Raw genomic sequence first — 23,460 nt, 5'->3', positions numbered from 1 at the left:
AAAAATCCCCCGCCAGGTGGAACAATCCAGCTGGCGGGGGAATTTTTGTCCGGCTGCCCAAAGCCGGCCCCAGCGCTTAGGTGGTTAACACCGCGCTGCGCGCTGGGGCCTGAGAACCTTAGAGCTGCGAGGCGTGGATGCGGCTAGGCAGGACCTTCGGGCGGGCGTTGGCCAGGCGCTCGACGATGCGGATGACCTGGTTAGAGTAGCCGAACTCGTTGTCGTACCAGACGTAGAGCACCAGGTGCTTGCCGCTGGCGATGGTGGCCAGGCCGTCGACGATGCCGGCGTGGGTGGAGCCGACGAAGTCGGAGGAGACAACCTCCGGGGAGGCGATGTAGCTGATCTGCTGGCGCAGGTGGGAGCGCAGCGAGACGTCGCGCAGGAAGTTGTTGACCTCGTCGCGCTCCACCTCGCGCTCCAGCTCCAGGTTCAACACGGCCATGGACACGTCCGGGGTGGGAACGCGGATGGCGTTGCCGGTCAGCTTGCCCTCGAAGTCCGGGACGGCCTTGGCCACGGCCTTAGCGGCGCCGGTCTCGGTCAGGACCATGTTCAGGCCGGCGGCGCGGCCACGGCGGTCGCCCTTGTGGTAGTTGTCGATGAGGTTCTGGTCGTTGGTGAACGAGTGGGCGGTCTCGACGTGGCCGTGGACCACGCCGTAGCGCTCGTTGATGACCTGCAGGACCGGGGTGATGCCGTTGGTGGTACAGGAAGCCGCGGACAGGATGTTGTCGTCCTCAGCGATGTCGCCGTCGTTGATGCCGTAGACGATGTTCTTGATGTCGCCCTTGCCCGGGGCGGTCAGCAGCACGCGGGCGATGCCCGGGGCCTCCAAGTGCTGGGACAGGCCCTCGCGGTTGCGCCACGCGCCGGTGTTGTCGACCAGGATGGCGTCCTTGATGCCGTACTGGGTGTAGTCGATGGTGGCCGGGTCGGAGGCGTAGATGACCTTGATCTTGGTGCCGTTGGCCCAGATGACCTCGTTTTCCTCATCCACGGAGATGGAGCCGTTGAAGGCGCCGTGGACGGAGTCGCGGCGCAGCAGGGAGGCGCGCTTGAGGATGTCGCCGTCGCCCTTCTTGCGCACGACGATGGCGCGCAGGCGCACGCCGCCGTAAGCGGCCTCGCGGGCGATCAGGATACGGGCCAGCAGGCGGCCGATGCGGCCGAAGCCGTAGAGCACGACGTCGGTGCATTCCTTGTTGACGCCGGCGCCGACGACCTCAACCAGCTCCTGCTCGAGGTAGTCGCGCAGGCTGTTGTAGTTGTCCTTTTCCTCTTCGTAGCCGATGACCAGGCGCCCCACGTCGACGGAGGCAGAACCCAGGTTCATCTCGGTCAGTGCCTGGATGATCGGCAGGGTCTCGAAGGTGGACAGCTCGCGCTCCGCGATGCGGCGGGCGTAGCGGTGGCTCTTAATGATGTCGATGTCGGTGACGCCCACCAGCGGGCGGCCGAAGATCGTGGTGACGACATTGTTTTTGCGGTGAAGCTGGTGGATTAGCGGCAGCATCTCCTGCGCCTTTTCGAGGCGCTCATTCCAGTTTTCTTGCCACACGTGCGAGTTCGCGGTCACGAAATCAATCCTTTTCACGGTCCGATGGGTGTACAACCAATTCTCAACCAAAAAGTTTATCGCGTTCTAGTTCGCCTTTTGGTTAAGACGGCGGAGGATGTCTTCCACCCTACCCCCGCCCAGCCCAGTGGCCGGTTCGCCGACGAGGCAGTATGCCACCGCCTTATCCCCCGCCGCGCGCCGCGATCGCAGAATCTGGTTGAGATGGGGGTGATGGCAGGGGCATCCGGGTGCTGGGCGGTGTACTCCGTCGCCAGGCCCCGGGCCACCCGACCGCTGAAAGCCCGGGTGGAGACGGTCGGCCCGCCCTTGGAAAGCATTTCCCGGTTGGCCGGGCTCGTCCCCGCCTCATCGGCTAGGAGGAAGGCGGAGCCACAGACCGCGGCCGCCACCCCCGGCAGGCCAAGCACCCGGGCGACGTCCTCCGCGGTGCGCAGGCCGCCCGCGGCCAGCAGCGGCAAGCCCACCTGGCAGGCGCGCACCAGATCCGGCAGCGCGCGCTGGTCCGGCTCGGCGTATTCGTCCCAGATACCGCGGTGCCCGCCGGCGTCGGGTCCCTGCACGCACAACACGTCGGCCCCCGCCTCCGCGGCGGCGTGTGCCTCGGCCGGGTTGGTCACGGTCACCCAGGCCTCCGTCCCGCGGCCGTGGATGCGCGCGATCTCCGCGCCGCTGAAGGGGCCGAACATCGCCCAGACCACCCGCGGCGGGGTGGACACGCCCAAGGCGAGGTCGAGCTTGGCGTCCCAACCGAAGCTGTAGTCCGCGGCGGCCAGCTCCACCCCTTCGGCCGCCGCCACTGCCAAGGCGGCCTGGCGCTCCTGCTCGCGCAGCGGCTGTTGGGGATGGAAGAGGTTAACCGCCCAGCGGGTGGTGCCGGTGTCCAGCAGCTGCTCGAGCTGCGCTTCTGCCTGCTCACGGCTGGCCGTGCCCCACGCTAGCGTGCCCAGCGAGCCGGCCTTCGCGGCCGCCGCTACCAGCGCCGGGGTGGTAGGCCCGCCGGCCATAGGCGCCGGCAGGACGGGGCAGGTGAGTTCGTCTAGGACCGTGCTAGCTGTCATGCCTTAGAAGGATATATGCCAGACTAAAAGCGTGTCTTTTTTAGATAAACTCTTAAGCCCCTTCCGGAAGTCTTCCGCACACGGTTCTGCCCGGTCCGCGTCGTCGGGCTCTGCGCACACCGCGCCCGCGCCGGAGGACCTGCGCGCCGAGTGGCTCATCGTCGGCCTGGGCAACCCGGGCCCCAAATACGCGGCGACGCGGCACAACGTCGGTTTCATGGCTATAGATGACCTGCTGGCGGCTACCGGCGGGCTGGTCCAGCCGGTGCGCGGGCTGGCGGCCGACGCCGCCTCCTTGGACATCGACGGCACGCCGGTACTGGCCGTGCGCCCGCAAAACTTTATGAACTTAAGCGGCGAGCCGGTCGGCGAGCTGGCACGGCGCCTAGGCGTGCCGCCGGAGCGCATTATTGTCATTCACGACGAGCTCGACCTACCCGCCCACAAGGTACGGCTCAAGCAGGGCGGCAATGAGAACGGGCACAACGGCCTGAAATCCCTGACCGAGCACCTGGGCACGCGGGACTACCTGCGGGTGCGCATCGGCATCGGCCGCCCGCCGAAGGGCTCGTCCATCCCCGACTATGTCCTGGGCCCGGTGGATGCCAGCCGCGGGCTGGATACGGCGATTAGCACCGCTGCTGAGGGCGCCCGGCTCATCGTGGACAAGGGCCTGGCGGCCGCGCAGAATACTATCCACTCCCGCTAAGCGCGAAAGCGCCGGATCCCGGGCGGCGGCCGCGCTAGTCTAAAGATATGAAAACCTTCGTCATCACCGGCGCCTCCGATGGCGTCGGAGCCGCCGCTGCCCGCCTCATCCACCGCACCCGCCCCGACGATCGCATCGTCGTGGTCGGCCGCAACCCGGAGAAAACCGCGCGCGTCGCCGCGGACCTCGACGCCCCGCACTTGGTCGCGGATTTCGAGTCCCTCCGCGAGGTCCGCGAGCTAGCGGACAAGCTGGCCGAGTTCGGCCCGCTGGCCGGGCTGGCCAACAACGCCGGCGGCATCTTCGACGGACCGCTGACCACGGCGGACGGCTTCGAGCGCACCTGGCAGGTCAACGTGGTGGCCCCGTTCCTGCTAACTACCTTGCTGCGCGAGCAGCTCGGTAGCGCGCCGGTGGTGCAGACCGCCTCGATCGCCAACGTCCTGCTCGCCAAGTTCGACCCCGAGGACCCGAACACCTTCCGCGGCTTCAGTTCGGAGCGCGCCTACGGCAACGCGAAGCTGGGCAGCATCCTGCTGACCCGCTACCTGCACGAGCAAGGGCTGAATTCCGTGGCCTTCCACCCCGGCGTGCTGGCCACGAATTTCTCGCGCACCTCCAACGCCCGCCTGTCCAAGGCCTACACCGGGCGGCTGGGCCGGCACTTCGGCTCGGCCGAGGACGGTGCCCACAACCTAGCGTTTTACCTGACCGGCACGCCGGGTATCCACTTCACGCCGGGCGAGTACTACAACAACCACCAGCGGCCGGGCCGCCAGAAGAAGGTCTCCGACGCCGAAATCAGCGCTTTGTTTGATGCCCTGGGAAATAGGCTGCACCTCGACTAGGCCCCGTGCGATTAAACGTCCCTACTACTGGGAAGTAAACTATGCGCCATGAGTATTGCCGCTGAAGCCAACCGCCGCCGCACCTTCGCCGTTATCGCCCACCCGGACGCCGGTAAGTCCACGCTGACCGAGGCTTTGGCGCTGCACGCCCACATCATCAACGAGGCAGGTGCGGTGCACGGCAAGGCCGGCCGCAAGTCCACCGTCTCCGACTGGATGGACATGGAAAAAGACCGCGGCATCTCCGTGGCCTCGTCGGCCCTGCAGTTCGAGTACGCGCCCGAGGGCCACGAGGGCGAGCCGTACATGATCAACCTGGTCGACACCCCGGGCCACGCGGACTTCTCGGAGGACACCTACCGCGTGCTGACCGCGGTGGACGCGGCCGTCATGCTGATCGACGCTGCCAAGGGCCTCGAGCCGCAGACCCTCAAGCTGTTCCGCGTGTGTAAGGCCCGCGGTCTGCCGATCATCACCGTGATCAACAAGTGGGACCGCGTGGGCCGGGAGCCGCTGGAGCTGGTCGATGAGATCGTCAACGAGATCCAGCTGCAGCCGACGCCGCTGTACTGGCCGGTGGGCATCGCGGGCGATTTCCGCGGCCTCGCCCACGTCAACGACGACGGCGAAGCTGACGAGTACATCCACTTCATCCGCACCGCCGGCGGTTCCACCATCGCCCCGGAGGAGCACTACTCCCCCGCCGACGCCGCCGCGAAGGAGGCCGACGTCTGGGAGACCGCCGCGGAAGAGGCCGAGCTGCTGGCCGCCGACGGCGCGGTGCACGACCAGGAAATGTTCGAGCAGTGCGTGACCAGTCCGCTGATCTTCGCCTCGGCGATGCTGAACTTCGGCGTGCACCAAATCCTGGACACCCTGTGCGCCATCGCGCCTGCGCCGCGCGAGCGCGAATCCGATCCGAAGGCCCTGGAGGCCGCCGACTCGGGCGCGTCCAGCGCGATGGACGCCGTGCGCGAGGTCACCGATGACTTTTCCGGCGTCATCTTCAAGGTCCAGGCCGGCATGGATCAGAAGCACCGCGATAACTTGGCATTCATGCGCGTGGTCTCCGGCTGCTTCGAGCGCGGCATGCAGGTCCACCACGCCCAGTCCGGGCGCTCGTTCTCCACCAAGTACGCGCTGACGGTCTTCGGCCGCACCCGCGACACGGTGGATGCCGCCTACCCGGGCGATATCGTCGGTCTGGTCAACGCCGGCTCGCTCGCCCCCGGTGACACCATCTACACCGGCCGCAAGGTGCAGTTCCGCCCGATGCCTCAGTTCGCCCCGGAGGCCTTCCGGATCCTGCGCGCGAAGTCGCTGGGCAAGTACAAGGCCTTCCGCAAGGGCCTAGATCAGCTCGCCGCCGAAGGCGTGGTCCAGATCCTGCGCAACGACGCCCGCGGCGATGCCTCCCCGGTCATGGCCGCGGTCGGCCCCATGCAGTTCGAGGTCATGCAGGCCCGCATGGAGTTGGAGTACAACGTCGAGACCGTCACCGAGCCCATCCCCTACTCCGTGGCGCGCCGCACCGACGCCGAGTCGGCCCCCGAGCTGGGCCGCCAGCGCGGCGTGGAGATCTTCACCCGCACCGACGGCGAGCTGATCGCCCTCTTCGGCGACAAGTGGAAGCTGGCCTTCATCGAGAAGGAACACCCCGAGCTGACCATGGAAACCCTGGTCGCCGACTAGGCCACCAGCCGCCCCGACAACCGGGGCCATAGACGAAGGGTGCCTGACCGGAAACTTACCGGTCAGGCACCCTTTATTTGCTTTATTCTCTGCAGCCGCTGACTAGAGCCTCAGGCTTAGGCCCGCAGCCAGCTAGAACATCAGCATGAACGGGATGACTACGATCTTGACCACCTGGGCCACGACGATGGTCGAGGCGTAGCCGGTCATGATGCGGGAGTCGGTGCTGACCCCGGTGGCGTAGTTGACCACCGCGGGCTGGCCGAAGATACCGGACACGCCACCGACGGTGCGGGTCTCGGACTGGCCCAGCATGCGACTGAACAGCGCGAAGAGGACGATGACGACGATGGTAACCAGCGCCGCCAGCACCATGGCCTTCAGGCCCACGATGGAAAACGCGGTGGAGACGAAGGCCTCGCCGGAGGCCAGGCCCACCGAGGCCAGGAAGATCATCAGGCCCCACTGCTGGAACGAGGTGTTGATGGAGGAAGGAACCTGCCACGGCACCCGGCGGGTGCGGTGGACCGCGCCGAGCACCAGGCCGGTGATCAGCGGGCCCAGGGCGAAGCCCAGCTCGAAGGAGGCTCCGCCCGGCAGCGGGATCACGATGAGCGAAATCAGGTAGCCGATGAACAGGCCGCCGGCCACGGCCACCCAGTTCAGCTCCGCGTAGGACTTGACCGAGTTACCGAAGTAGTCGCGGATATCGCCCAGGCGGTCGAACTTCACGATGAGCTCCACGACGTCGCCGGAAGCCAGGTGCGTGTCATCGTTGGCCAAGAACAGCTCGTCGCCGCGGCGCACGCGCAGGATGCGGCCGCCGTAGCGCTCGAAGAGGTTGAGCTCGCCGACGGTGCGGCCGGCGACGTCCTCGTTGGAAATCGCCACGTCCTCGATGACCAGGCGCTTGTCCACGAACGGGGTCTGCGGCTGGCGCTTGCCCAGGGCCTTGACCAGCTCGCGCGAGTAGGACTTGGTCACCATCACGCGCATGATGTCGCCGGCGTGGATCTCCGGCGAGTCGCCGGCCACCATGACCTTATTGCCGCGGCGGATGGTCGCGATGATGAAGTGCTCGCCGAATTCTTCTTCCAGGTCCGCCATGTTGACGTCGTTCTTCGTCACGCGCACTGTGATGGCGCGGAAGACCTGATCAGCGGAGTTGTCCTGGTCCTTCTTCGCGGGCCAGGTCTGCTTCAGGATGAAGGAAACCATGAGGATGGCCACGGCCACGCCCACCGGGTAGCCCAGGGAGTAGGCCACGGCCGGCAGGTCCTCGCCGGTCTGCTGCTGGGCGACGGCCAGCGAGGCCGTCGACGTCGTCGCGCCGGAGAAGACGCCTACCGCGCCCAACGGGGAAATCCCCAGAATGCCACCGAAGCCCAGCGCGGCCCCGGCTGCCAAGATCACTGCGGCCGCGGCCGCCATCATCTGCTTAATCTGCTCAGATAATCCCTTGAAGAAACGTTCCCCGGCGGACAGGCCCTGCATGTAGATGAACAGACCCAAGCCCATTTCCTGTAACTTGCTCAGGATGGTCTCGTCCAGGTCCACGAAGGAACCGAAGGCGAGCCCCACGAACAACGTGCCGGCCGCGCCGAAGCGCAGCGGCCCGAAGGGGATCATCCCGAACAAGGTGCCGAGCACGATCATCAAGAAGATGGTCAGTAGCTCATTACCTTTAAAATTTCTAACACGTTACTTAATTCTAAGCGGCCGGGTGCGCTTCGCCAGCCGAGGCCCTGCCCTGACTAGGCCCGTCGCTGGGCAGCACCCCTTTCAGGGGCAAACTTTCGACGTCGACAGCGCCCACCAACTAGAGCCGCCCCAGCAGGTGCCGCTACACTGTCGGGCCGGCTGGAACACGAGACATGTATCGCGCCTAGTACCCACTTTTGGTACCCACCTTTAGCGCCCATTTTTATACCCACGCTGAGGGCGCGGCGGTGCGAGTAAATCTGCTAACGCCACGATGCCTTTGTCACGCAGGTCTTCCTGGTGATAGTCCGTTTTCTCTTCACCCGCTACAACCTACAGAGGTGTTTCCTTGGCTGCTTCACATTCTGCTGCGCCTGCCCAATCGGCTAAGCCGGCCGGGCTTTCCATCATCATCGCCGCCGCGTTTTCGGCGTTCCTCGCCACGTTCAATGAGACTTTCCTGAACGTGGCCTTTACTCCCATCATGGCCGACTTCGGCGTGGAGGTGACCACCGTCCAGTGGCTGGCCACCGCCTATATGCTGGGCGCGGCCGTGATGACCCCGACCGCGGGTTTCTTCTTCCGCCGCTTTAATACCAAGCCGCTGTACCTGGCCACGACCGCCACCCTGATTATCGGCTCCGTCGTCGCTGCCCTGGCCCCGAACTTCACCGTGCTGCTGCTCGGCCGCATCATCCAGTCGCTAGGCACGGGCCTGCTCGTGCCCATCGGAATGAATATCGCCCTCACCGTCGCCCCGCGCGAGAAGCTCGGCACGTTCATGGGGCTGATGGGCGCGATGACCACGCTGGGCCCATCGGTGGCCATCGTGGTCTCCGGCGGCCTGCTGGAACTGGCCTCCTGGCGCCTGCTCCTGTGGTTCTTCGGCGGGCTGGCCCTAATCAGCTTCATCGTCGGCTGGATCGTGGTCTACAACATCTCCGAACACGCCAAGACCGCCCTGGACGCGCTCTCCGTGGCCTTGGTTGCCGTCGCGCTCATCGGGCTGCTCTACGGCATTTCCACCATCTTCGGCCCGCAGCGCCTCGTCGCCATCGCCGCCATCGTCATCGGCGCGCTAGCCCTGGCCGCCTTCGTGCGCCGCCAGCGCACCAGCGCCGATCCGCTCATCGATCTCCGCCCGTTGGGGGTCTTCGCCTTCCGCGCCGGCGTGACCATCAACATCGTCGCGCTCATCATCGTCTTCTCGATGAATATCCTCGTGCCGATCCACCTGCAGTCGGTGCACGGCACCACGGGGCTGACCGCCTCGCTGGTGCTCTTCCCCGCCATCCTCATGGCCGTCATCCTCGGCCCGGTCGCCGGCAAGATTTACGACGCGCGCGGCCCGCAGCTCATCCTGCCGCTGGGCATGGCGCTGATGGCCGTGTTCTCCCTGGCCACCTCCTGGGCCATGAGCGGGGAGGTCCTCTGGGCCATCACGCTGTGGTACATCCCGGCCATCGTGGGCTCCGCCCTGGCCATCGGCCCGGTGCAGTCCTTCGCGCTGTCGAAATTGCCGCGCCACCTCAACGCGCACGGCGTAACCATCTTCTCCACCTCGTTCCAGGTCGCCGGCTGTATCGGTTCGGCCGTCTCCACCGGCATCTACGGCGCCTTCGTCGCCTCCGGGCAGGGGGCAGATGAGGCCGCCAACCGCGGCTTCCTGACCGTCGGCGCCCTGCTGTTTATCCTCGCCGCCGGGGCGGCAGTCCTGGCGGTTGCCGGCACCCGGTCGCGCACTGCTCACGATGCCGCCGCGACCGCCCCGGAAGCAGACGCAGCGGCCCCGGCGGTCACGGATTCTCTGGTCAGCCAGCTGATGAAGACCGAGGTCTACCACCTGCCGCCTGCCGCCACGATCCGCCAGGCGCTGCAGGTTTTTGTGGACAAGAAGATCTCGGCCGTGCCCCTGCTGGCCGCCGACGGCACCCTGCGCGGCATCGTCTCCGACGGCGACGTGCTGGGCGCGCTGGGCACCCAGGTCCCGCGCTTTACCACGCCCTATGCCTTCCTCATCCACCACGGCGAGGACGAATTCAGCGTCGAGGTCGCGGCAGTGCTCGACAAGCAGGTGGCAGACATCGCCACCACCGACGTGGTCACGGTTGCTACCGAGGACGACCTGGGGACCATCTCCGCGGTGCTGGCCGAGCGCCACCTGAAAAAGGCGCCCGTAGTCGATGCCGCCGGCCGCGTCGTCGGCGTGATCAACCGCTCGGATATCAACCGCTACCTGGTCGCAACCTACGTCTCCGCCACCCCGCCGGCCCCGGCAGCGGGCAACGGCGGCGCTTAGGCGGGACGCGGCCTAGCCGCGCAGGAACTCCTGCCAGGCGAGCCATTCGCGCTCGACCTGGCGGGCGCCGGCGGCGAAGTTGGCCCGCAGCTTGGCCACCGAGCGCTCCGTCGAGGACACCTGCATCTCCTCCGGGCAGAAGAGATAGGCCTGGCCGGCCCGCTCCAGCTCCGCCAGCCGCGCGCGGGAAGCGTTGTAGCGCTCCGGGCGGGCGATGAGTGCGTCCGCGATGGCCGGGTAGCGCCGGAAGAGCCCGCGCACCATGCTGGGCCGGCGGGTCTTGGGCCGGATATAGTCCCGCGGCTTGGAGCCGACGAAGAAGAACTTTTTATACCCGGCCTGCTCGGCCTGCTCGATGGTGATCCCGCCGTGTTCGCCGAGGGCGCCGTCGACATAGGGCGTACCGTCGATTACCCGCAGCGGCATCAGCAACGGCAGGGTCGAGGAGGCGCGCACCCGCACGAAAAGGTCCTCCGGGACGTTCACGTCCGCGCGCGTCCAGTAGACCGATTCCCCGGTGTCCGCGCGCGTGGCGGCCAGGTTCATCTCCGCCGGGTTGGCCTGGTAGCCCTCCCAGTCGAAGGGCAGGTCCTGGTCGGCGGATTTTTCGTAGATGTATTCCGCGTTGAAGTAGCCCTTGCCCCGCAGCAGGGAGCCCACGCCGCCGAAGCTGGAGTTCTTGGCGAAGTCGGTGAAGGAATCCTCCGCGCGGATTGGGTCCCCCGACAGGTAGTTGACCGTGTGCGAGGATCCCGCAGAGACCCCGCCGACCCATCCGAACTGAACTTCTTGTTGGATGAATTGCACGATGCACGCAGCGGTATAGGAATTGCGCATCCCGCCGCCTTCGATGACGAGCGCGGTGTCCGAGGCATCAATCATAATGGCCGCCATTCTAGCCGCGGATACAATCGAAGCCATGGATGTGCGCAGTATCTGGTCCAAGCTAACCGGTCAGAAAGGCCCCGCGCTGGCCCGGGCCCGCGTTGACGTGCCGGAATTCGCCGCCGCGCAGCTGCAGGTAACCACGGCGGAGTCCCTCGTCATCGTGATTGTCGACGCGCTGACCGCCGCGGCGGTGCGGGAGGCGGCCGATAATGACCGCCCGCTGCTGGTAACAGCCGGCGCCAGCGATGCCTCCCCGGGGTTCGACCGCACGTCGGTCTACCTCCTGCCGGTGCGCAAGACCACCCTGCCGGTCCACGATCCGAAGAAGGGGTGGCTGATCCCCGTCTCCGACGAGGAGCGCCGCGAGGTCGCAGCCCAGCTGACCGGCCCGGGCGAGTTCGAAATCTCCGAGCGCCTGGCTTTCGTGGTGGATTAGGGACTAGAGCATCGCAAAGCCGATGATGACCAGGATGGCGGCCACCACGTAGCTGCCCACCTTGCTGACGGTCTCTTTGTTCTCCCGGGCCTGGGCGAAAAGCCGCCCGGCCGCCGAGTCGGGCTTGCGCCGCACCAGCCCGACGAAGGCCGCCACCGCGATGGGCAGGGACAGGGCGAAGGTCGCGTAGAGGAAGAGCCCGCCGTAGCGGATGCCCGCGCTGTAGTCCCCGGCGGCGAGGTAGATAAGACCCGCGAAGAAGGCGCCGGAGGTAATCGACTGGGCCACGCCCAGGATGAAGCCGGTCAAAAACGTCAGCGGGCTGGGGTTTTGCAGGGGCCGCAGGAGCTTGCTCACCATCTCGTTGGACTCTCCCCCGCGGTGGCGCCAGGTCATGACCGCCGCGGCCAGGCCCAGCACGATGAGCAGCACGCCCAGGATGGGCGTGTCGAGGAAGCCCTCGACGTAGGCCTTGAGCTGGTCTAGCACGAACATGGTCACGACCGACAGGGCGAAGACTCCGAACCAGTCGCCGAAGATCAAAAGCGGCACGATCCGGCGGTACTTGCCGCGCTCGAGCATCACGCCCAGCGCCGTGACCACGCCAATGAGCAAGGCATTGACGGAGTCCAGGAAGGCGAAACTAGCGGCGTGCAGCATGGGCGCAATCTTACCGCTTAAGCCCCGCAGGGCCGAAGCCCGCCCAAGTTGCACACCGTCTGCAAGTTTGCGTACACTGTGCAATGTTTTCCGTGGCCGTACATACTCACGCCGGCGTGCCGCGGAATCCTTCTTTTCATTTCCTCCCCCTCCCCGCCCGTTCGACGTCTCGCGCGTCGCGGAGCGGGACAACCGTTGCACATTCTTCGCCTCAGAAAGAACGATTTATGTCTAAATTCCTCTACCGGCTGGGCAGCTGGTCTTACCGGAAGGTCTGGCCTTTCCTGGCCTTCTGGCTGGTCCTGCTCGTCGCCATGGCCGGACTGACCGCGGGCTTCGCGAAAGAGCCGAACCCGAACTTCTCTATGCCGGACATGGATTCCACCGTCACCCAAGACAAGATGAACGAGCGCTTCGGCAACGACTCGGATGCCATGAGCGAGCCCACCGGCAACGTGGTCATCCAGGCTGGCGAGGGCAAGACCCTGGACGATCCGGCCGTGATGGGCGAGGTCGACGAGCTCATCGATGAGCTGAAGGGCACCGAGGCCCTGACCGACACGGACCAGATGGTCAACCCGGTGCTGGCCGCCGGCGGCATGCAGAAGCAGATGGGCGAGCAGATGGCCGCCCAGGGCATGCCGCAGGCGCAGATCCAGTCCAACCTCAAGGCCCTGTCCCCGCTCAGCGAGGACAAGACCACCGGTACCATGACCATCACCTTCGACGCGCCCGAGGTCATGGAGATCGACGGGGCCGACCGCGAGGCGGTCACCGACGTCCTGGACGACTACGACTCCGGTGACCTGACCGTCAAATACAGCGGCAACGCCTTCTCCGCCGCCGGCCAAGAGATGAACATGACCGCCGAGCTCATCGGCATGGCCGTGGCCGCCATCGTGCTGCTGATTACCTTCGGCTCCTTCGTGGCCGCCGGCATGCCGCTCATCTCCGCGGTCATCGGCGTCGGCGTGGGCCTGCTGGGAGTGCAGCTGGGCACCATCTTCACCGACACCATCTCGGACATGACCCCGATGCTGGCCTCCATGATCGGCCTGGCCGTGGGCATCGACTACGCCCTGTTCATTGTCAACCGCTACCGCAACGAGCTCATCACCTCCTCCGGGCTGAACAACCTGAGCCCGAAGGAACTGGCCCAAGAGCTCAAGAAGATGGACAAGCAGACCCGCGCCCACTCCATGGGCATGGCGCTGGGCACCGCCGGTTCCTCCGTGGTCTTCGCCGGCACCACCGTGGTCATCGCACTGGTCGCGCTGACGATGATCGGCATCCCCTTCCTGGGCACCATGGCGATTGCCGCCGCGGCCACCGTGGCCATCGCCGTGCTGGTCGCCCTGACCTTCATCCCGGCCCTGCTGGGCCTGCTGGGCACCAAGATCTTCGCCGCCCGCGTGCCGGGGCCGAAGGTTCCGGACCCGGAGGACGAGAAGCCCACCATGGGGCTGAAGTGGGTCCGCCAGATCCGCGCGCGCCCGGTTATCAACCTGGTCGCCGGTATTGTCCTGCTGGGCATCCTGGCCATCCCGGCCGCCAACCTCTCCCTGGCCATGCCGACCGACGGCTCCGCCAAGCTGGGCAGCCCGCAGCGCGATGCCTACGAGATCACCGCCGACGCCTTCGGCGAGGGCCGCAACGCCCCGATGGTCGCTTTCGTCGACGTCGCCGACGTCAACGAGCAGGAGCGGATGCCGGCCTTCCAGCAGCTGTTGGCCGACTTCAACGGAACCGAGGGCGTCGAAAACGCCCAGATCGTCCAGACGACGGACAACATGGACGCCGCCCAGGTGCTCATCACCCCGACCACGGGGGCTACCGATGAGGCCACCACGGACGCCCTGAACGCGCTGCGCTCCTACCAGTCCGACTTCACGGAGACCACCGGCGGCGAATACGGCATCACCGGTGTCACCCCGATCTTCGACGACATCTCGGAGCGGCTCACGGAGATCCTCATCCCGTACATCGCCGTGGTCCTGGGCCTGGCGTTCATCGTCCTGCTGCTGGTCTTCCGCTCCATCTGGGTCCCGCTCATCGCCGCGCTCGGCTTCGCGGGTTCGATGGCCGCCGCCTTCGGTATCACCGTGGCCATCTTCCAGGAGGGCATGTTCGGCATCATCGACGATCCGCAGCCGCTGTTGTCCTTCCTGCCGATCATGCTCATCGGCCTGACCTTCGGTCTGGCCATGGACTACCAGGTCTTCCTGGTCACCCGCATGCGCGAAGGCTACGTCCACGGCAAGACCGCCGGCAATGCGACCTCCAACGGCTTCAAGCACGGCGCCCGCGTGGTCACCGCCGCCGCCCTGATCATGATCTCGGTCTTCGCCGCCTTCATGCTCATGGACGAGCCCTTCATCAAGACCATGGGCTTCGCCCTGGCCATCGGCGTGGCTATCGATGCCTTCGTGGTCCGCATGACCATCATCCCGGCCACCATGTTCCTGCTGGGCGACAAGGCCTGGTGGATCCCCAAGTGGCTGGACAAGGCCCTGCCGAACATGGACATCGAGGGCGAGGCCCTCACCGCCAACCGCGCGGCGCTGATGGACGGCGGCGACCCCACCCAGGTGAGCGCCCAGCCGGTCGGCACGACGGCAGCCGGCAGCGCGGCCACGGCTACCGCTACCCAGACTGCAACCGCGACCGGCAACGCCGACGCGAATACGGCTGCGAAGTCGCGCCGCGCCACCTACGCGGACTTCCACCCGGAACACGGCGGCTACGCCGCCCACGTCGTGGCGGCCCGGCGCGCCGGCGACTATGCCCAGTCCGGCCCGGCTACCCCGCTGCCCACCGGCGATGCCCAGGGCGCGGAGACTAGCGCCCGGGGGCGGCAAGGCGATAACCTTTCGGGCAAGGGTTCCTGGTGGACCAAGGTCAAGAAGGCACTAACTGGCAATGAGTAATCTCCGAGAAACGAAAAAGCGCGCTACCCGGCAGGCGATAGCGAATGCGGCCGGCCGTATCTATCTGGCCGAAGGCGCCGAGGCGCTCACGGTTTCTCATGTGGCGGAGCAGGCGGGCATTTCCGCCCGCACCTTCCACAACTATTACTCCAGCGTGAACGAGTGCCTGTGCCAGTTCGCCCTCGACGCCGTCAGCCTCATCGTCGACAAGGTCGATGAGTACCCGGACACCGCCAGCACGACCGAGATCGTGGAAGACATCGTCCGCCAGGGTTTCCGCCGCACCGATCCGGAGCTGCACTCCATGACGTCCCTGTTTATGGTCATGGACTACCTGGAAAAGGCCTCCTGTACCGACGTCAGCCGCGAGGAGGCCGAGCGCGTGGCGGAAAAGATCCGCGAGGTCTTTGCCCGCCGCAGCCCCGAGCGGGACGCCTTCGAGGTGCAGGTTGTCCTGCACGCCTGCGTCGCGGCTAGCGCCTCGGCGACCAAGGAGTTTTTCGCCCTGCCCGCCCCGCGCGATCCGGCCCAGGGCGAGGAACTCGTCCGCCGCGCCTTCGCTACTCTGCGTTCCATTACCTAGCCGGAGCCAAGGCCCGCGCGGCACGTGCCGCGCGGGGCAAATGTTCACTGAAGGTTTACCCTGATCCAGCGCCGCACGCGTTGGATCAGGGTAAAATTTATTTCTAGGCCTTTTTCAGGTTTTCCCTATTCGCGATAGTTTTATTGGAGTATCACACAGTGAAGGTAGCCATTCTGGGCGGGGACGGATTCTGCGGTTGGCCCGCATCCCTCTACCTGTCCGACCAGGGCCACGACGTGCACATCGTTGACAACCTCTCCCGGCGCGCCATCGACGCCGAGCTCGAAGCCGAATCGCTCACCCCGATCCGCAGCATTGAGGAGCGGTTGGGGGCGTGGAAGGAAGTCTCCGGCAAGACCATCGGCTTCCACCGCATCGACGTGGCCCACGACTACGAGGGGCTGCTGGAGTTTCTCAACACCGAGCGCCCGGATGCCGTGGTCCACTTCGCCGAGCAGCGCGCCGCGCCGTATTCGATGAAGACCTCCCGGACCAAGCGCTACACGGTGGACAACAACATCAACGCGACGCACAACCTGCTGGCAGCGGTGGTCGAGTCCGGCCAGGACATTCACATCGCCCACCTAGGCACAATGGGGGTTTATGGCTACGGCACCGCCGGCATGGAGATCCCGGAAGGCTACCTGGACGTCAAGGTGGAGGTCCCGGGCTCGGATCCGGTCGAGCAGTCCATCCTCTACCCGTCCAACCCGGGCTCGGTCTACCACATGACCAAGGTGCTGGACCAGCACCTGTTCGCCTACTACGCGAAGAACGACGAGCTGCGCATTACGGATCTCCACCAAGGCATCATCTGGGGCACGCACACCGAGCAGACCCGCCGGGACGAGCGTCTGATTAACCGCTTCGACTACGACGGCGACTACGGCACCGTGCTCAACCGCTTCTTGGTCCAGGCCGGCGTCGGCTACCCGCTGACGGTCCACGGCACCGGCGGCCAGACCCGCGCCTTCATCCACATCCGCGACATGGTCCGCTGCATCGAACTCGCCCTGAACAATCCGCCGCAGCGCGGCGAGCGGGTCAAGATCATCAACCAGATGACCGAGACCCACCGCGTGCGCGACCTGGCGGAGCTGGTCGCGAAGTTCTCCGGCGCGCAGGTCGCCTACGTGCCGAACCCGCGCAAGGAGTCCGCCGAAAACGAGCTGCACGTGTCCAACGACACCTTCCTGCGCCTGGGGCTTGAGCCCACCACCCTGTCCGAGGGGCTGCTGCAGGAGGTCGAGGACGTCGCGCGCAAGTACTGCGACCGCGTGGATCGCTCCAAGATCCCGGCGCGCTCCCTGTGGACCGCGCAGCAGTCCGCCGGCGTTCCCGAGAACGAATAGGGCAGCCAACTACCGTGCGCATTGCCATCTTCACGGAAGTCTTCCTGCCCAAAATCGACGGGGTCGTCACCCGCCTGACGCACACCCTGCGCGAATTACACGCCGCCGGGCACGAGGTGCTCGTCTTCGCCCCCGGCAACCCGCCGGCGACTTTTGCCGGCTTCGAGGTCGTGTCCATCCCCTCGTTGTCCCTGTGGCCGGTCTACCCCGAGCTGAAATGGGGCCTGCCGGATCCGCGGGTGCTTTACCGGCTGCGGCGCTTCGACGCCGACGTCGTGCACGTGGTCAACCCCATCTGGACCGCGGCCCTGGGCGTGTGGGCCGCCCGCCGCGAGGCGCTGCCCCTGGTGGGCAGTTTCCACACGAACCTGCCCGAGTACGTCGACGCCCTAGGCATCGGCTGGGTCCGCCCGGCCACGGAGGCGGCGCTGCGCTACCTGCACAACCAGGCCGTGGAGAACCTGTGCACCTCGGATCCCATGGTCGAGCGCGCCCAAGAGCTGGGCATTAGGAATGTTTCGCTGTGGCCCAAGGCCGTCGACACGGACAACTACTACCCGCAGCGCTACAGCGAGCAGATGCGTTCCCGCCTGACCGACGGCCACCCAGAGGCCCGGCTGGTCACCTACGTGGGGCGCGTGTCCAAGGAAAAGGACTTGGACCGGCTGCCCGGCATCATGGCGCGGCTGCGCGAGCACGTGCCCGGCGCGCGCCTGGCGGTGGTCGGCGCCGGCCCGTACTCCGAGCAGCTAGCGGCCCAGTTCAGCCCCGACGAGGCGGTCTTTACCGGTTACCTGTCCGGCGACGAGCTGGCCGCGGCCTTCGCCTGCGGCGACGTCTTCTGCTTCCCCTCCCGCACCGAGACCTTAGGCCTAGTCGCCCTGGAGTCCTTCGCCTCCGGCGTGCCGGTGGTCGGCACTCATGCGGGCGGGATCCCCTTTGTCATCGACGATGGGAAGACCGGCCTGCTCGTCGACGATGACGCCTCCGATAGCGCGTGGGCCGAAGCCCTGACGGGCGTGCTAGGCGATGCCGAGCGCCGCGCTGCGATGGGCACGGCCGCGCGCGCCGAGGCCGAGCGGTGGTCCTGGGAGGCGGCCACCCGCTCCCTCATCGAGACCTACCAGCGAGCCGTCGACGGCCCGCTCTACCGCCAGCCTTAGGCTTAACGCGGCGTGGCTACACGTTGCCCAGCGCCGCGCGGATGCCATCTACGTCGACGTCGCCGGCATCGGCCGGCGTAAACGTCGCATCCTGGGTCTTGTCGACTAGCACCGCGCGCACGCCCTCGCTAAAGTCGGGTAGCCCGCGCAGGTATTTCCCGAGCGCGTTTTCCATGGCAAGCGCGGCGTCGACGCTGTCGGCGCGCTCCTCGGCGGCCAGCAGCTCGGCCGCGGCCACCAGCGAGGTCGGGCTGGCGGCCTGGGTCAGCTCCGCCACCTGGCGCGACAGCTCCTCATTGCCGGCCTGTTCCAGGCGCTGAGAGATTTCCTCCCACGTCGGCGCGCTAAAGACCGCCTCAATATCGTCGATTGCTTCTGCCAGCGGGGCCGCCTCCTCCGGCTGGCTGGCGTGCTCACCCAGGGCGGCATCGATCCCGCGCTCGACGATGTCTTTCTCCACGGCCTCGGCGTCCTTGACGTAGTGGGTGGCCAGGCCGGAGTAGAGCAGATCGGCGGCATACATGCGGTAGCCGGTCAGCGCCCAGAACTTCGCCAGCGCCGGCGAAGACTTCCCGCGCGTGCCCACCACCCGCTGGGCGGCATAACCCGCCCCGACGTCGGTGACGTAGCCGATGTTCATCTCCGGCATGGACGCGAACGTCTTGTCCGTGACAATGCGGTGGCTACCGTGTACGGAGATCCCTACTCCCCCGCCCATGACGATGCTGTCGAGGAGCGCGATGACCGGCTTCGGGTAGTGCGCAAGCTGGGCGTTCATGGCGTACTCGTCCGAGAAGAACCGGTCTACCTCCGCGACCTTGCCGTCCAGCAGGCCCTCCCGCGCCGCGCGCACGTCGCCGCCGGCGCAGTAGGCCTTCGGGCTGCGGGAGACAAAGAGCACCTGCTCGATGGCGTCGTCGTCGCGCCACTGGTTGAGTCCCTCGACGATCTTGTCGACCATCTCCGGGTTGAGTGAATTCAAGGCCTTGGGCCGGTTGAGCTCCACCACTCCGGTACTGTTGCGGACGTCAAGAATTACTGGGGCATCGTTGTGTTCAGTCATGGTATCCAGTATTCCACGTCACACAGCGGCGCCGCAGCCCCATATTTCACGGAGGATCATTATGCCTGCACCTACTCCCCGGCTCATCGCCCTCGACATGGACGGAACCCTCCTCGACGGCGAAGGCCGCATCCCCGCCGGGTTCAACGAGCTCGCCGCCCAGCTCCACGACAGCGGTGCGGTCTTGGTACCCGCCTCCGGCCGGCAGCTGGCCACCCTCCGCGACATGTTCGCCGAAATCCGCGGCATCGAGTCCTTCATCGCGGAAAACGGCACCGTGGTCAGCCACCACGGCCAGGTCGTGGACACCACCCAGCTGCCCACCAACGTGGTCACGGACTGCCTGACGGCTTGCGAGAACATCGACCGCGCCCATACTTACGCGGTCGTCCTCTGCGCCCCGGAAACGGCCTACGTCGCCGCGGGCACCCCGGCCGGCATCCGGGCCGAAATCGACAAGTACTACCACTCCGTGACCGTGGTCGACGACCTCGCCCCAGTCGCGGCCGCAGAGCCCTTGGTCAAGCTGGCGGTCTACTGCACCGCCGACTCCGAGGAGCACGTCGCCCCGCACCTGCGGGCGGCGGCCGCGGGCAACAACCTGGCCATTTCCGGCAAGAACTGGCTGGACGTCATGTCCGCCGACGCGGACAAGGGCCACGCGCTGGAACAGCTGGCTGCGAAGCTGGGCATCCCGATGGAGCAGACCGCGGCCTTCGGCGATTACCTCAACGACTTTCAGCTGCTCCAGGCCGCCGGCACCGCCGTGGCGATGGAGAATGCTCACCCCCGCCTGAAAGAGATCGCCGATCTCCAAGCTCCCTCCAATCTTCGCAACGGCGTGTTAGAAGTACTCCGCGACTGGTTTGGAGAATAATCCCCACCATTGCCCTGATAATGAGTCTCACTCGCAGATCAGGGCGCGGTTATTTCCCCCAAGCTAGGTAGGAGCCAGTGGTGAGTTCTAGGGCCGGCAAACTGGGCAAGCGCATTGCAAAGAAGCTAAACCAGCGCCGCAGTCGCAGCCAGAGCACCGGCACTAGCGGTATGCCGTCTTCGCCGAGCACGCCACCTGCTCAACCTGCCCCAACTCCCCAGCCGGAACCGGAGCAGCCGGAGGCGAAGAAGGAACCGGGCAACCCCGGCGAGACCGCAAAGCAGAACCCGGCAACGTCTGTAGCCCCGGCCACCCCGCCTGCCGCGGTAGCCCAGCCGCAACGCGCGCTCGGCCCCAACCCGGTGCGCAAGGCGCTTCCCGCTGGCCGCACAGCTGCGCCGGCGAGTAACCGGCGCCCGGTGGTCAAGGCCGCTCCCCAGGTGGTGGGCACTGCCCCGAAGGCAGCGGCCGCTCCGAAGGCTGCGACTGGCCCGAAGACCCGCGTGGCCAAGGCCGCGCCGGCAGCGCTGCCGGCAGGCGGCAAGGGCGGATCCGTACTTGCGGCCCCGCGCCCGCGGGAGGTAGGCGGTGTCCGCGCCGCCGCGGGAGGGAAGCAACCGCGGAAGAAGAACACGGCGCGGCTGCGCTACGTGCCCGCCCTCGACGGCCTGCGCGGGCTGGCGGTCGCCGCGGTGATTATCTACCACTTCTTCGGCGACGTGCTGCCGGGCGGCTACCTGGGCGTGGACATGTTCTTCGTCCTGTCCGGGTTCCTGATTACCTCGCTTTTGGTCCGAGAATTCGACGTCACCGGCGGGATTAGCCTGCGCGATTTCTGGGTCCGGCGTTTCCGCCGCATCCTACCGGCGGCCGTGGCGGTGCTGGCTATCTGCACGGCGCTGGTCGGGGCCATCGGCGGCGATATCGCCGTCAACCTGCGCGAGCAATTCTTCGGCACCCTGTTCTTCGCCAACAACTGGGTCCAAATCGCGACCTCCCAGTCCTATTTCGCCGACAACGAGGTCCAGGTCTTCGCCCACTACTGGTCCCTGGCCGTGGAAGAGCAGTTCTACCTGCTGTGGCCGCTGATTATCCTGGGGTTGTTCTCCCTGGGCAGGCGGCAACCGCGGCGCCTCGCGCTAGGGGTCAGCGTGACGCTGGGCGTTGCCTCCGCGCTGGCGATGGCCTGGCTGGTCACCCCGGGCGAAGATCCGACGCGCGTCTACTACGGCACGGATACCCACGCCTTCGGCCTGCTGGCCGGCGCGGGCCTGTCGCTTATCATCACCACGCGCAACCCGAACCCGGAAGCGCCCGCGTGGCCGCACTACTCCGCTTCCGGGCGGCGCGTGGCCGAGGCCGTCGGCCTAGTGGCGTTGGTCGCCTACGCCGCGCAGCTGCTGTTCATGGCCGACGACTTAACCTTTACCTACCGCGGTGGGCTGCTGGCCTCCAGCGTGCTGGGCGTGGCGATCATCTGCGGCATCTTGGCCGAGCGCCCAGTACTCAACGCGCTGTTCGCCAACCGCTTCATGCGCTGGGCCGGCAAGCGTTCCTTCTCCCTGTACCTGTGGCACTGGCCCGTCGTCATCATCCTGCGGGAGCTTATCGGGGGCGCGAACGTCTGGGCCGTGGGTATCGTCGCCCTGCTGCTGTCTGCCGGGCTGGCGGAGGTCAGCTACCGGTGCATTGAGAACCCGCTGCGCCGCCGCGGCTACCGCACCACCGCCCACGATTTCTGGTCCGCCCGCCCCGACTGGGCCACGCTGCGCTCGGCGTGGAAGGTGGCGGCGTGGCCGCTGGTTCCCGTGCTGATCTTCAGCTCCCTCGGCGGCATCGCCTGGGGCCTGACCCACTCCGGCGACAAGACCTCCTTCGAGCAGGAGCTAGATGACCTGGCCGCGCAGAACCAGTCCCACAACGCCCAGGCGCCTAGCGACGACAGCCCGCGCAAGGGTGGCGGGGACGCCGCTAGCGCCCCGAATGGCAAGACTTCGGAGGATAAGAAGACCCCGGACATGGTCCACCCCATGCCCAGCGGCGACGAGATTACCGCCGTGGGCGATTCCGTGATGCTGGCCTCCAGCCAGTCGCTGCAGGACCGCTTCCCCGGAATCTATATCGACGCGGCGGTCTCCCGGCACTACGACCAGGGAGTGCCGGCCATCCAACAGCTCGCGGACTCGGGCCAGCTGCGGGACACGGTCTTTTTGGGATTCGGCACCAACGGGCCGCAGTTAGACGACGAAATCGATCAGATGATGAAGGCCATCGGGCCAAAGCGCACGGTGCTTATCGCCACCCCCTACGGCGACCGTGACTGGATGACCGCTGCGCGGCAGGAGACCATTGCCGCCGTAGAAAAATACGACAACGTCTACCTAGCGGACTGGTGCTCGCACGCCCAGCACGACCCGAACTACCTGCGCGAAGACGGGATTCATCCGGTGGCGGGCGTGGGCACCGATCAATACGCCCTGGCCTTCTATTACGGGCTGCTGCGCTACGCCCACGGCGAGAAGGCCACGACGACTAAGTGCGAGGTTTAGTCCTCGACCTTGAACTCGGCCATCTTGTCCCAGGACTCCTTGCCCTCGATGTGGAAGTTGATGATGTCCGGGGTCTCGACCAGGTACTGCGGGAATTCGCGGCAGGAGCGCTCGAAGTGCTCGGACTGGACGTGGTCGACGTCCTTGCCGTCGGCGTAGGTCTCCAGCAGCAGGAACTTCTGGCGGTCTTCCGGATCGCGGAACCACTTGAAGTCCAGGCAGCCCTCCTCGGCGTTGCAGGCCTGGGTGTACCAGTCGATCTCATCGAGGAAGGTCTCGGCGTACTCGGGCTTGACGTGGAATTGAACGTTGATAAAAATCATGGCCCCCATCCTACCCGTCTGGGTGGATGGGGCCTTGCCTCGCTAAGGAGGCGCTAATCACACTAGCGCAGGAAGAACTCGGCCACGTAGACGAACTTCCCGTCGGTGGCAGTGGCCACGCCGAAGCCGCGCCCGTCGTCAATGCGGGTGACCGGGACGTCGCGGTTGAGCCACGCGGTCCGCTCGCGGGCCTCCTGCTCGGTCAGGCGGTGGACGGAGCCCTCGCCGGCATCGGCAGCCGCGGTGCCGTGGCCGACCTTACCGTTGAAGTGGACCTTGCCGGCCGCGGCCTCGTCGGCCCACTGCTGGGCGATGCCCGCCGCGCGCTGGTTCGGGTGGTGGCCCTGCTTGACCAGGTGGGCGTGGGTGGCCGCGCCAAGATCGGAGCGGACCTGGGCGAAGGCCGCACCCTGCGGCGGGGCGATGAAGGCCGGCAGCTGGATGCCGAAGCGGTCGGCGGCCTCGTAGGCCGGGGCGGGCAGCTCCACCTGCGGGAGCTGCGAGGACAGCTGCTCGACCTGGGCGCCTGCCTGGGATGACAAGTCCGCCGGTTGCGGCAGCACCTGGGCCTGGGCTGCCTGCGTCCCGCCGAGGGTCACGGCGACGGCGGCCAGGACGGTAGAAAACTTACGAGTTCGACGGTGGTTGCGCATACCCCCGACCCTGCCAGCCGCGTACTCCTTTCGCCACGCGAGCGCGCCCGTGGCGGCGAATCGATATCGCTTTGTAATCCTTTGCGGCCCGGCACTC

The 23,460-nt window shown here is 66.6% G+C and carries 19 protein-coding genes; 11 read left to right on the top strand and 8 right to left on the bottom strand.

Features of this window, described 5'->3' with window-relative positions; genetic code table 11:
- Positions 1 to 118: 118 nt before the first annotated feature.
- Positions 119 to 1,579, bottom strand: a complete 1,461-nt coding sequence (locus VVS03_RS03330) for a glyceraldehyde-3-phosphate dehydrogenase (RefSeq protein ID WP_368519521.1) — start codon at positions 1,577 to 1,579, stop codon at positions 119 to 121.
- A 56-nt stretch (positions 1,580 to 1,635) separates the two neighbouring features.
- Positions 1,636 to 2,640 carry a nitronate monooxygenase gene (locus tag VVS03_RS03325; protein WP_368534603.1) on the bottom strand — a complete coding sequence of 335 codons (1,005 nt, stop codon included), beginning with the start codon at positions 2,638 to 2,640 and terminating at the stop codon, positions 1,636 to 1,638.
- Between the two features lie 139 nt (positions 2,641 to 2,779).
- Here VVS03_RS03325 and pth point away from each other — a divergent pair, with 139 nt between their 5' ends.
- From pth to VVS03_RS03310, 3 genes are read left to right on the top strand one after another with little or no spacing between them, the layout of a single operon-like run.
- Positions 2,780 to 3,349 carry an aminoacyl-tRNA hydrolase gene (pth, locus tag VVS03_RS03320; protein ID WP_368519785.1) on the top strand — a complete coding sequence of 190 codons (570 nt, stop codon included), beginning with the start codon at positions 2,780 to 2,782 and terminating at the stop codon, positions 3,347 to 3,349.
- A 47-nt stretch (positions 3,350 to 3,396) separates the two neighbouring features.
- Complete coding sequence (locus tag VVS03_RS03315) at positions 3,397 to 4,197, top strand: SDR family NAD(P)-dependent oxidoreductase (RefSeq protein WP_368519519.1); 801 nt, start codon at positions 3,397 to 3,399, stop codon at positions 4,195 to 4,197.
- A 48-nt stretch (positions 4,198 to 4,245) separates the two neighbouring features.
- A complete protein-coding gene (locus VVS03_RS03310; RefSeq protein WP_368519518.1) occupies positions 4,246 to 5,889 on the top strand; it encodes a peptide chain release factor 3 in 1,644 nt (547 codons plus the stop codon).
- 132 nt (positions 5,890 to 6,021) lie between these two features.
- Here the strand turns inward: VVS03_RS03310 and VVS03_RS03305 are convergent, their stop codons facing one another.
- Positions 6,022 to 7,545 (bottom strand): TrkA C-terminal domain-containing protein, encoded by a 1,524-nt coding sequence (locus VVS03_RS03305; RefSeq protein WP_368534114.1) that lies wholly within the window; start codon positions 7,543 to 7,545, stop codon positions 6,022 to 6,024.
- 394 nt (positions 7,546 to 7,939) lie between these two features.
- Between VVS03_RS03305 and VVS03_RS03300 the strand changes: the two genes are divergently transcribed.
- The gene (locus VVS03_RS03300) at positions 7,940 to 9,889 is read left to right on the top strand and encodes an MFS transporter (protein ID WP_368534115.1); all 1,950 of its coding nucleotides are present in this window, start codon (positions 7,940 to 7,942) and stop codon (positions 9,887 to 9,889) included.
- Positions 9,890 to 9,901: 12 nt separating this feature from the next.
- On the opposite strand, the gene VVS03_RS03295 is transcribed toward VVS03_RS03300, so the two are convergent.
- The gene (locus VVS03_RS03295) at positions 9,902 to 10,771 is read right to left on the bottom strand and encodes a patatin family protein (protein ID WP_368534116.1); all 870 of its coding nucleotides are present in this window, start codon (positions 10,769 to 10,771) and stop codon (positions 9,902 to 9,904) included.
- Positions 10,772 to 10,808: 37 nt separating this feature from the next.
- Here VVS03_RS03295 and VVS03_RS03290 point away from each other — a divergent pair, with 37 nt between their 5' ends.
- Positions 10,809 to 11,213: a hypothetical protein gene (locus VVS03_RS03290; RefSeq protein WP_368520994.1), complete on the top strand. Its 405-nt coding sequence runs from the start codon at positions 10,809 to 10,811 to the stop codon at positions 11,211 to 11,213.
- A gap of 3 nt (positions 11,214 to 11,216) precedes the next feature.
- Here the strand turns inward: VVS03_RS03290 and VVS03_RS03285 are convergent, their stop codons facing one another.
- Positions 11,217 to 11,873, bottom strand: coding sequence for a hypothetical protein (locus VVS03_RS03285; RefSeq protein ID WP_368534117.1), 657 nt, complete (start codon positions 11,871 to 11,873; stop codon positions 11,217 to 11,219).
- A gap of 227 nt (positions 11,874 to 12,100) precedes the next feature.
- Between VVS03_RS03285 and VVS03_RS03280 the strand changes: the two genes are divergently transcribed.
- The 4 genes from VVS03_RS03280 (at position 12,101) to VVS03_RS03265 (ending at position 17,898) form a co-directional block, all read left to right on the top strand.
- Positions 12,101 to 14,800: an MMPL family transporter gene (locus tag VVS03_RS03280; RefSeq protein ID WP_368534118.1), complete on the top strand. Its 2,700-nt coding sequence runs from the start codon at positions 12,101 to 12,103 to the stop codon at positions 14,798 to 14,800.
- The gene (locus tag VVS03_RS03275; RefSeq protein WP_368534119.1) at positions 14,793 to 15,383 is read left to right on the top strand and encodes a TetR/AcrR family transcriptional regulator; all 591 of its coding nucleotides are present in this window, start codon (positions 14,793 to 14,795) and stop codon (positions 15,381 to 15,383) included. The genes VVS03_RS03280 and VVS03_RS03275 overlap by 8 nt, the downstream gene beginning before the upstream one ends.
- 158 nt (positions 15,384 to 15,541) lie before the next feature.
- Complete coding sequence (locus tag VVS03_RS03270) at positions 15,542 to 16,735, top strand: NAD-dependent epimerase/dehydratase family protein (protein WP_368534120.1); 1,194 nt, start codon at positions 15,542 to 15,544, stop codon at positions 16,733 to 16,735.
- A 14-nt stretch (positions 16,736 to 16,749) separates the two neighbouring features.
- Positions 16,750 to 17,898 carry a glycosyltransferase family 4 protein gene (locus tag VVS03_RS03265; protein ID WP_368534121.1) on the top strand — a complete coding sequence of 383 codons (1,149 nt, stop codon included), beginning with the start codon at positions 16,750 to 16,752 and terminating at the stop codon, positions 17,896 to 17,898.
- A gap of 16 nt (positions 17,899 to 17,914) precedes the next feature.
- Here the strand turns inward: VVS03_RS03265 and VVS03_RS03260 are convergent, their stop codons facing one another.
- Positions 17,915 to 18,961 carry a 3-hydroxyisobutyryl-CoA hydrolase gene (locus tag VVS03_RS03260; protein ID WP_368534122.1) on the bottom strand — a complete coding sequence of 349 codons (1,047 nt, stop codon included), beginning with the start codon at positions 18,959 to 18,961 and terminating at the stop codon, positions 17,915 to 17,917.
- 61 nt (positions 18,962 to 19,022) lie between these two features.
- Between VVS03_RS03260 and VVS03_RS03255 the strand changes: the two genes are divergently transcribed.
- The gene (locus tag VVS03_RS03255) at positions 19,023 to 19,838 is read left to right on the top strand and encodes an HAD family hydrolase (protein ID WP_368534123.1); all 816 of its coding nucleotides are present in this window, start codon (positions 19,023 to 19,025) and stop codon (positions 19,836 to 19,838) included.
- Between the two features lie 80 nt (positions 19,839 to 19,918).
- Positions 19,919 to 22,387, top strand: coding sequence for an acyltransferase family protein (locus VVS03_RS03250; protein ID WP_368534124.1), 2,469 nt, complete (start codon positions 19,919 to 19,921; stop codon positions 22,385 to 22,387).
- Here VVS03_RS03250 and VVS03_RS03245 read toward each other — a convergent pair.
- Complete coding sequence (locus VVS03_RS03245; protein WP_296204898.1) at positions 22,384 to 22,710, bottom strand: putative quinol monooxygenase; 327 nt, start codon at positions 22,708 to 22,710, stop codon at positions 22,384 to 22,386. The genes VVS03_RS03250 and VVS03_RS03245 overlap by 4 nt on opposite strands.
- Before the next feature lie 62 nt (positions 22,711 to 22,772).
- A complete protein-coding gene (locus tag VVS03_RS03240) occupies positions 22,773 to 23,363 on the bottom strand; it encodes a hypothetical protein (RefSeq protein ID WP_368519505.1) in 591 nt (196 codons plus the stop codon).
- Positions 23,364 to 23,460 lie beyond the last annotated feature (97 nt).

This window comes from Corynebacterium sp. LK2537, assembly GCF_040946485.1.
Taxonomy (GTDB): Bacteria; Actinomycetota; Actinomycetes; order Mycobacteriales; family Mycobacteriaceae; genus Corynebacterium.
Note: the sequence above shows the minus strand (reverse complement) of the source record. Positions and strands in the feature narration are given on the sequence as shown.

Bases quoted from the DNA above. Each gene is read 5' to 3' on its own strand.
- VVS03_RS03325 (WP_368534603.1), bottom strand. From the start codon at position 2,640: ATGACAGCTAGCACGGTCCTAGACGAACTCACCTGCCCCGTCCTGCCG.
- VVS03_RS03315 (WP_368519519.1), top strand. From the start codon at position 3,397: ATGAAAACCTTCGTCATCACCGGCGCCTCCGATGGCGTCGGAGCCGCC.
- VVS03_RS03310 (WP_368519518.1), top strand. From the start codon at position 4,246: ATGAGTATTGCCGCTGAAGCCAACCGCCGCCGCACCTTCGCCGTTATC.
- VVS03_RS03305 (WP_368534114.1), bottom strand. From the start codon at position 7,545: ATGATCGTGCTCGGCACCTTGTTCGGGATGATCCCCTTCGGGCCGCTG.
- VVS03_RS03295 (WP_368534116.1), bottom strand. From the start codon at position 10,771: ATGATTGATGCCTCGGACACCGCGCTCGTCATCGAAGGCGGCGGGATG.
- VVS03_RS03290 (WP_368520994.1), top strand. From the start codon at position 10,809: ATGGATGTGCGCAGTATCTGGTCCAAGCTAACCGGTCAGAAAGGCCCC.
- VVS03_RS03285 (WP_368534117.1), bottom strand. From the start codon at position 11,873: ATGCTGCACGCCGCTAGTTTCGCCTTCCTGGACTCCGTCAATGCCTTG.
- VVS03_RS03280 (WP_368534118.1), top strand. From the start codon at position 12,101: ATGTCTAAATTCCTCTACCGGCTGGGCAGCTGGTCTTACCGGAAGGTC.
- VVS03_RS03275 (WP_368534119.1), top strand. From the start codon at position 14,793: ATGAGTAATCTCCGAGAAACGAAAAAGCGCGCTACCCGGCAGGCGATA.
- VVS03_RS03260 (WP_368534122.1), bottom strand. From the start codon at position 18,961: ATGACTGAACACAACGATGCCCCAGTAATTCTTGACGTCCGCAACAGT.
- VVS03_RS03255 (WP_368534123.1), top strand. From the start codon at position 19,023: ATGCCTGCACCTACTCCCCGGCTCATCGCCCTCGACATGGACGGAACC.
- VVS03_RS03245 (WP_296204898.1), bottom strand. From the start codon at position 22,710: ATGATTTTTATCAACGTTCAATTCCACGTCAAGCCCGAGTACGCCGAG.
- VVS03_RS03240 (WP_368519505.1), bottom strand. From the start codon at position 23,363: ATGCGCAACCACCGTCGAACTCGTAAGTTTTCTACCGTCCTGGCCGCC.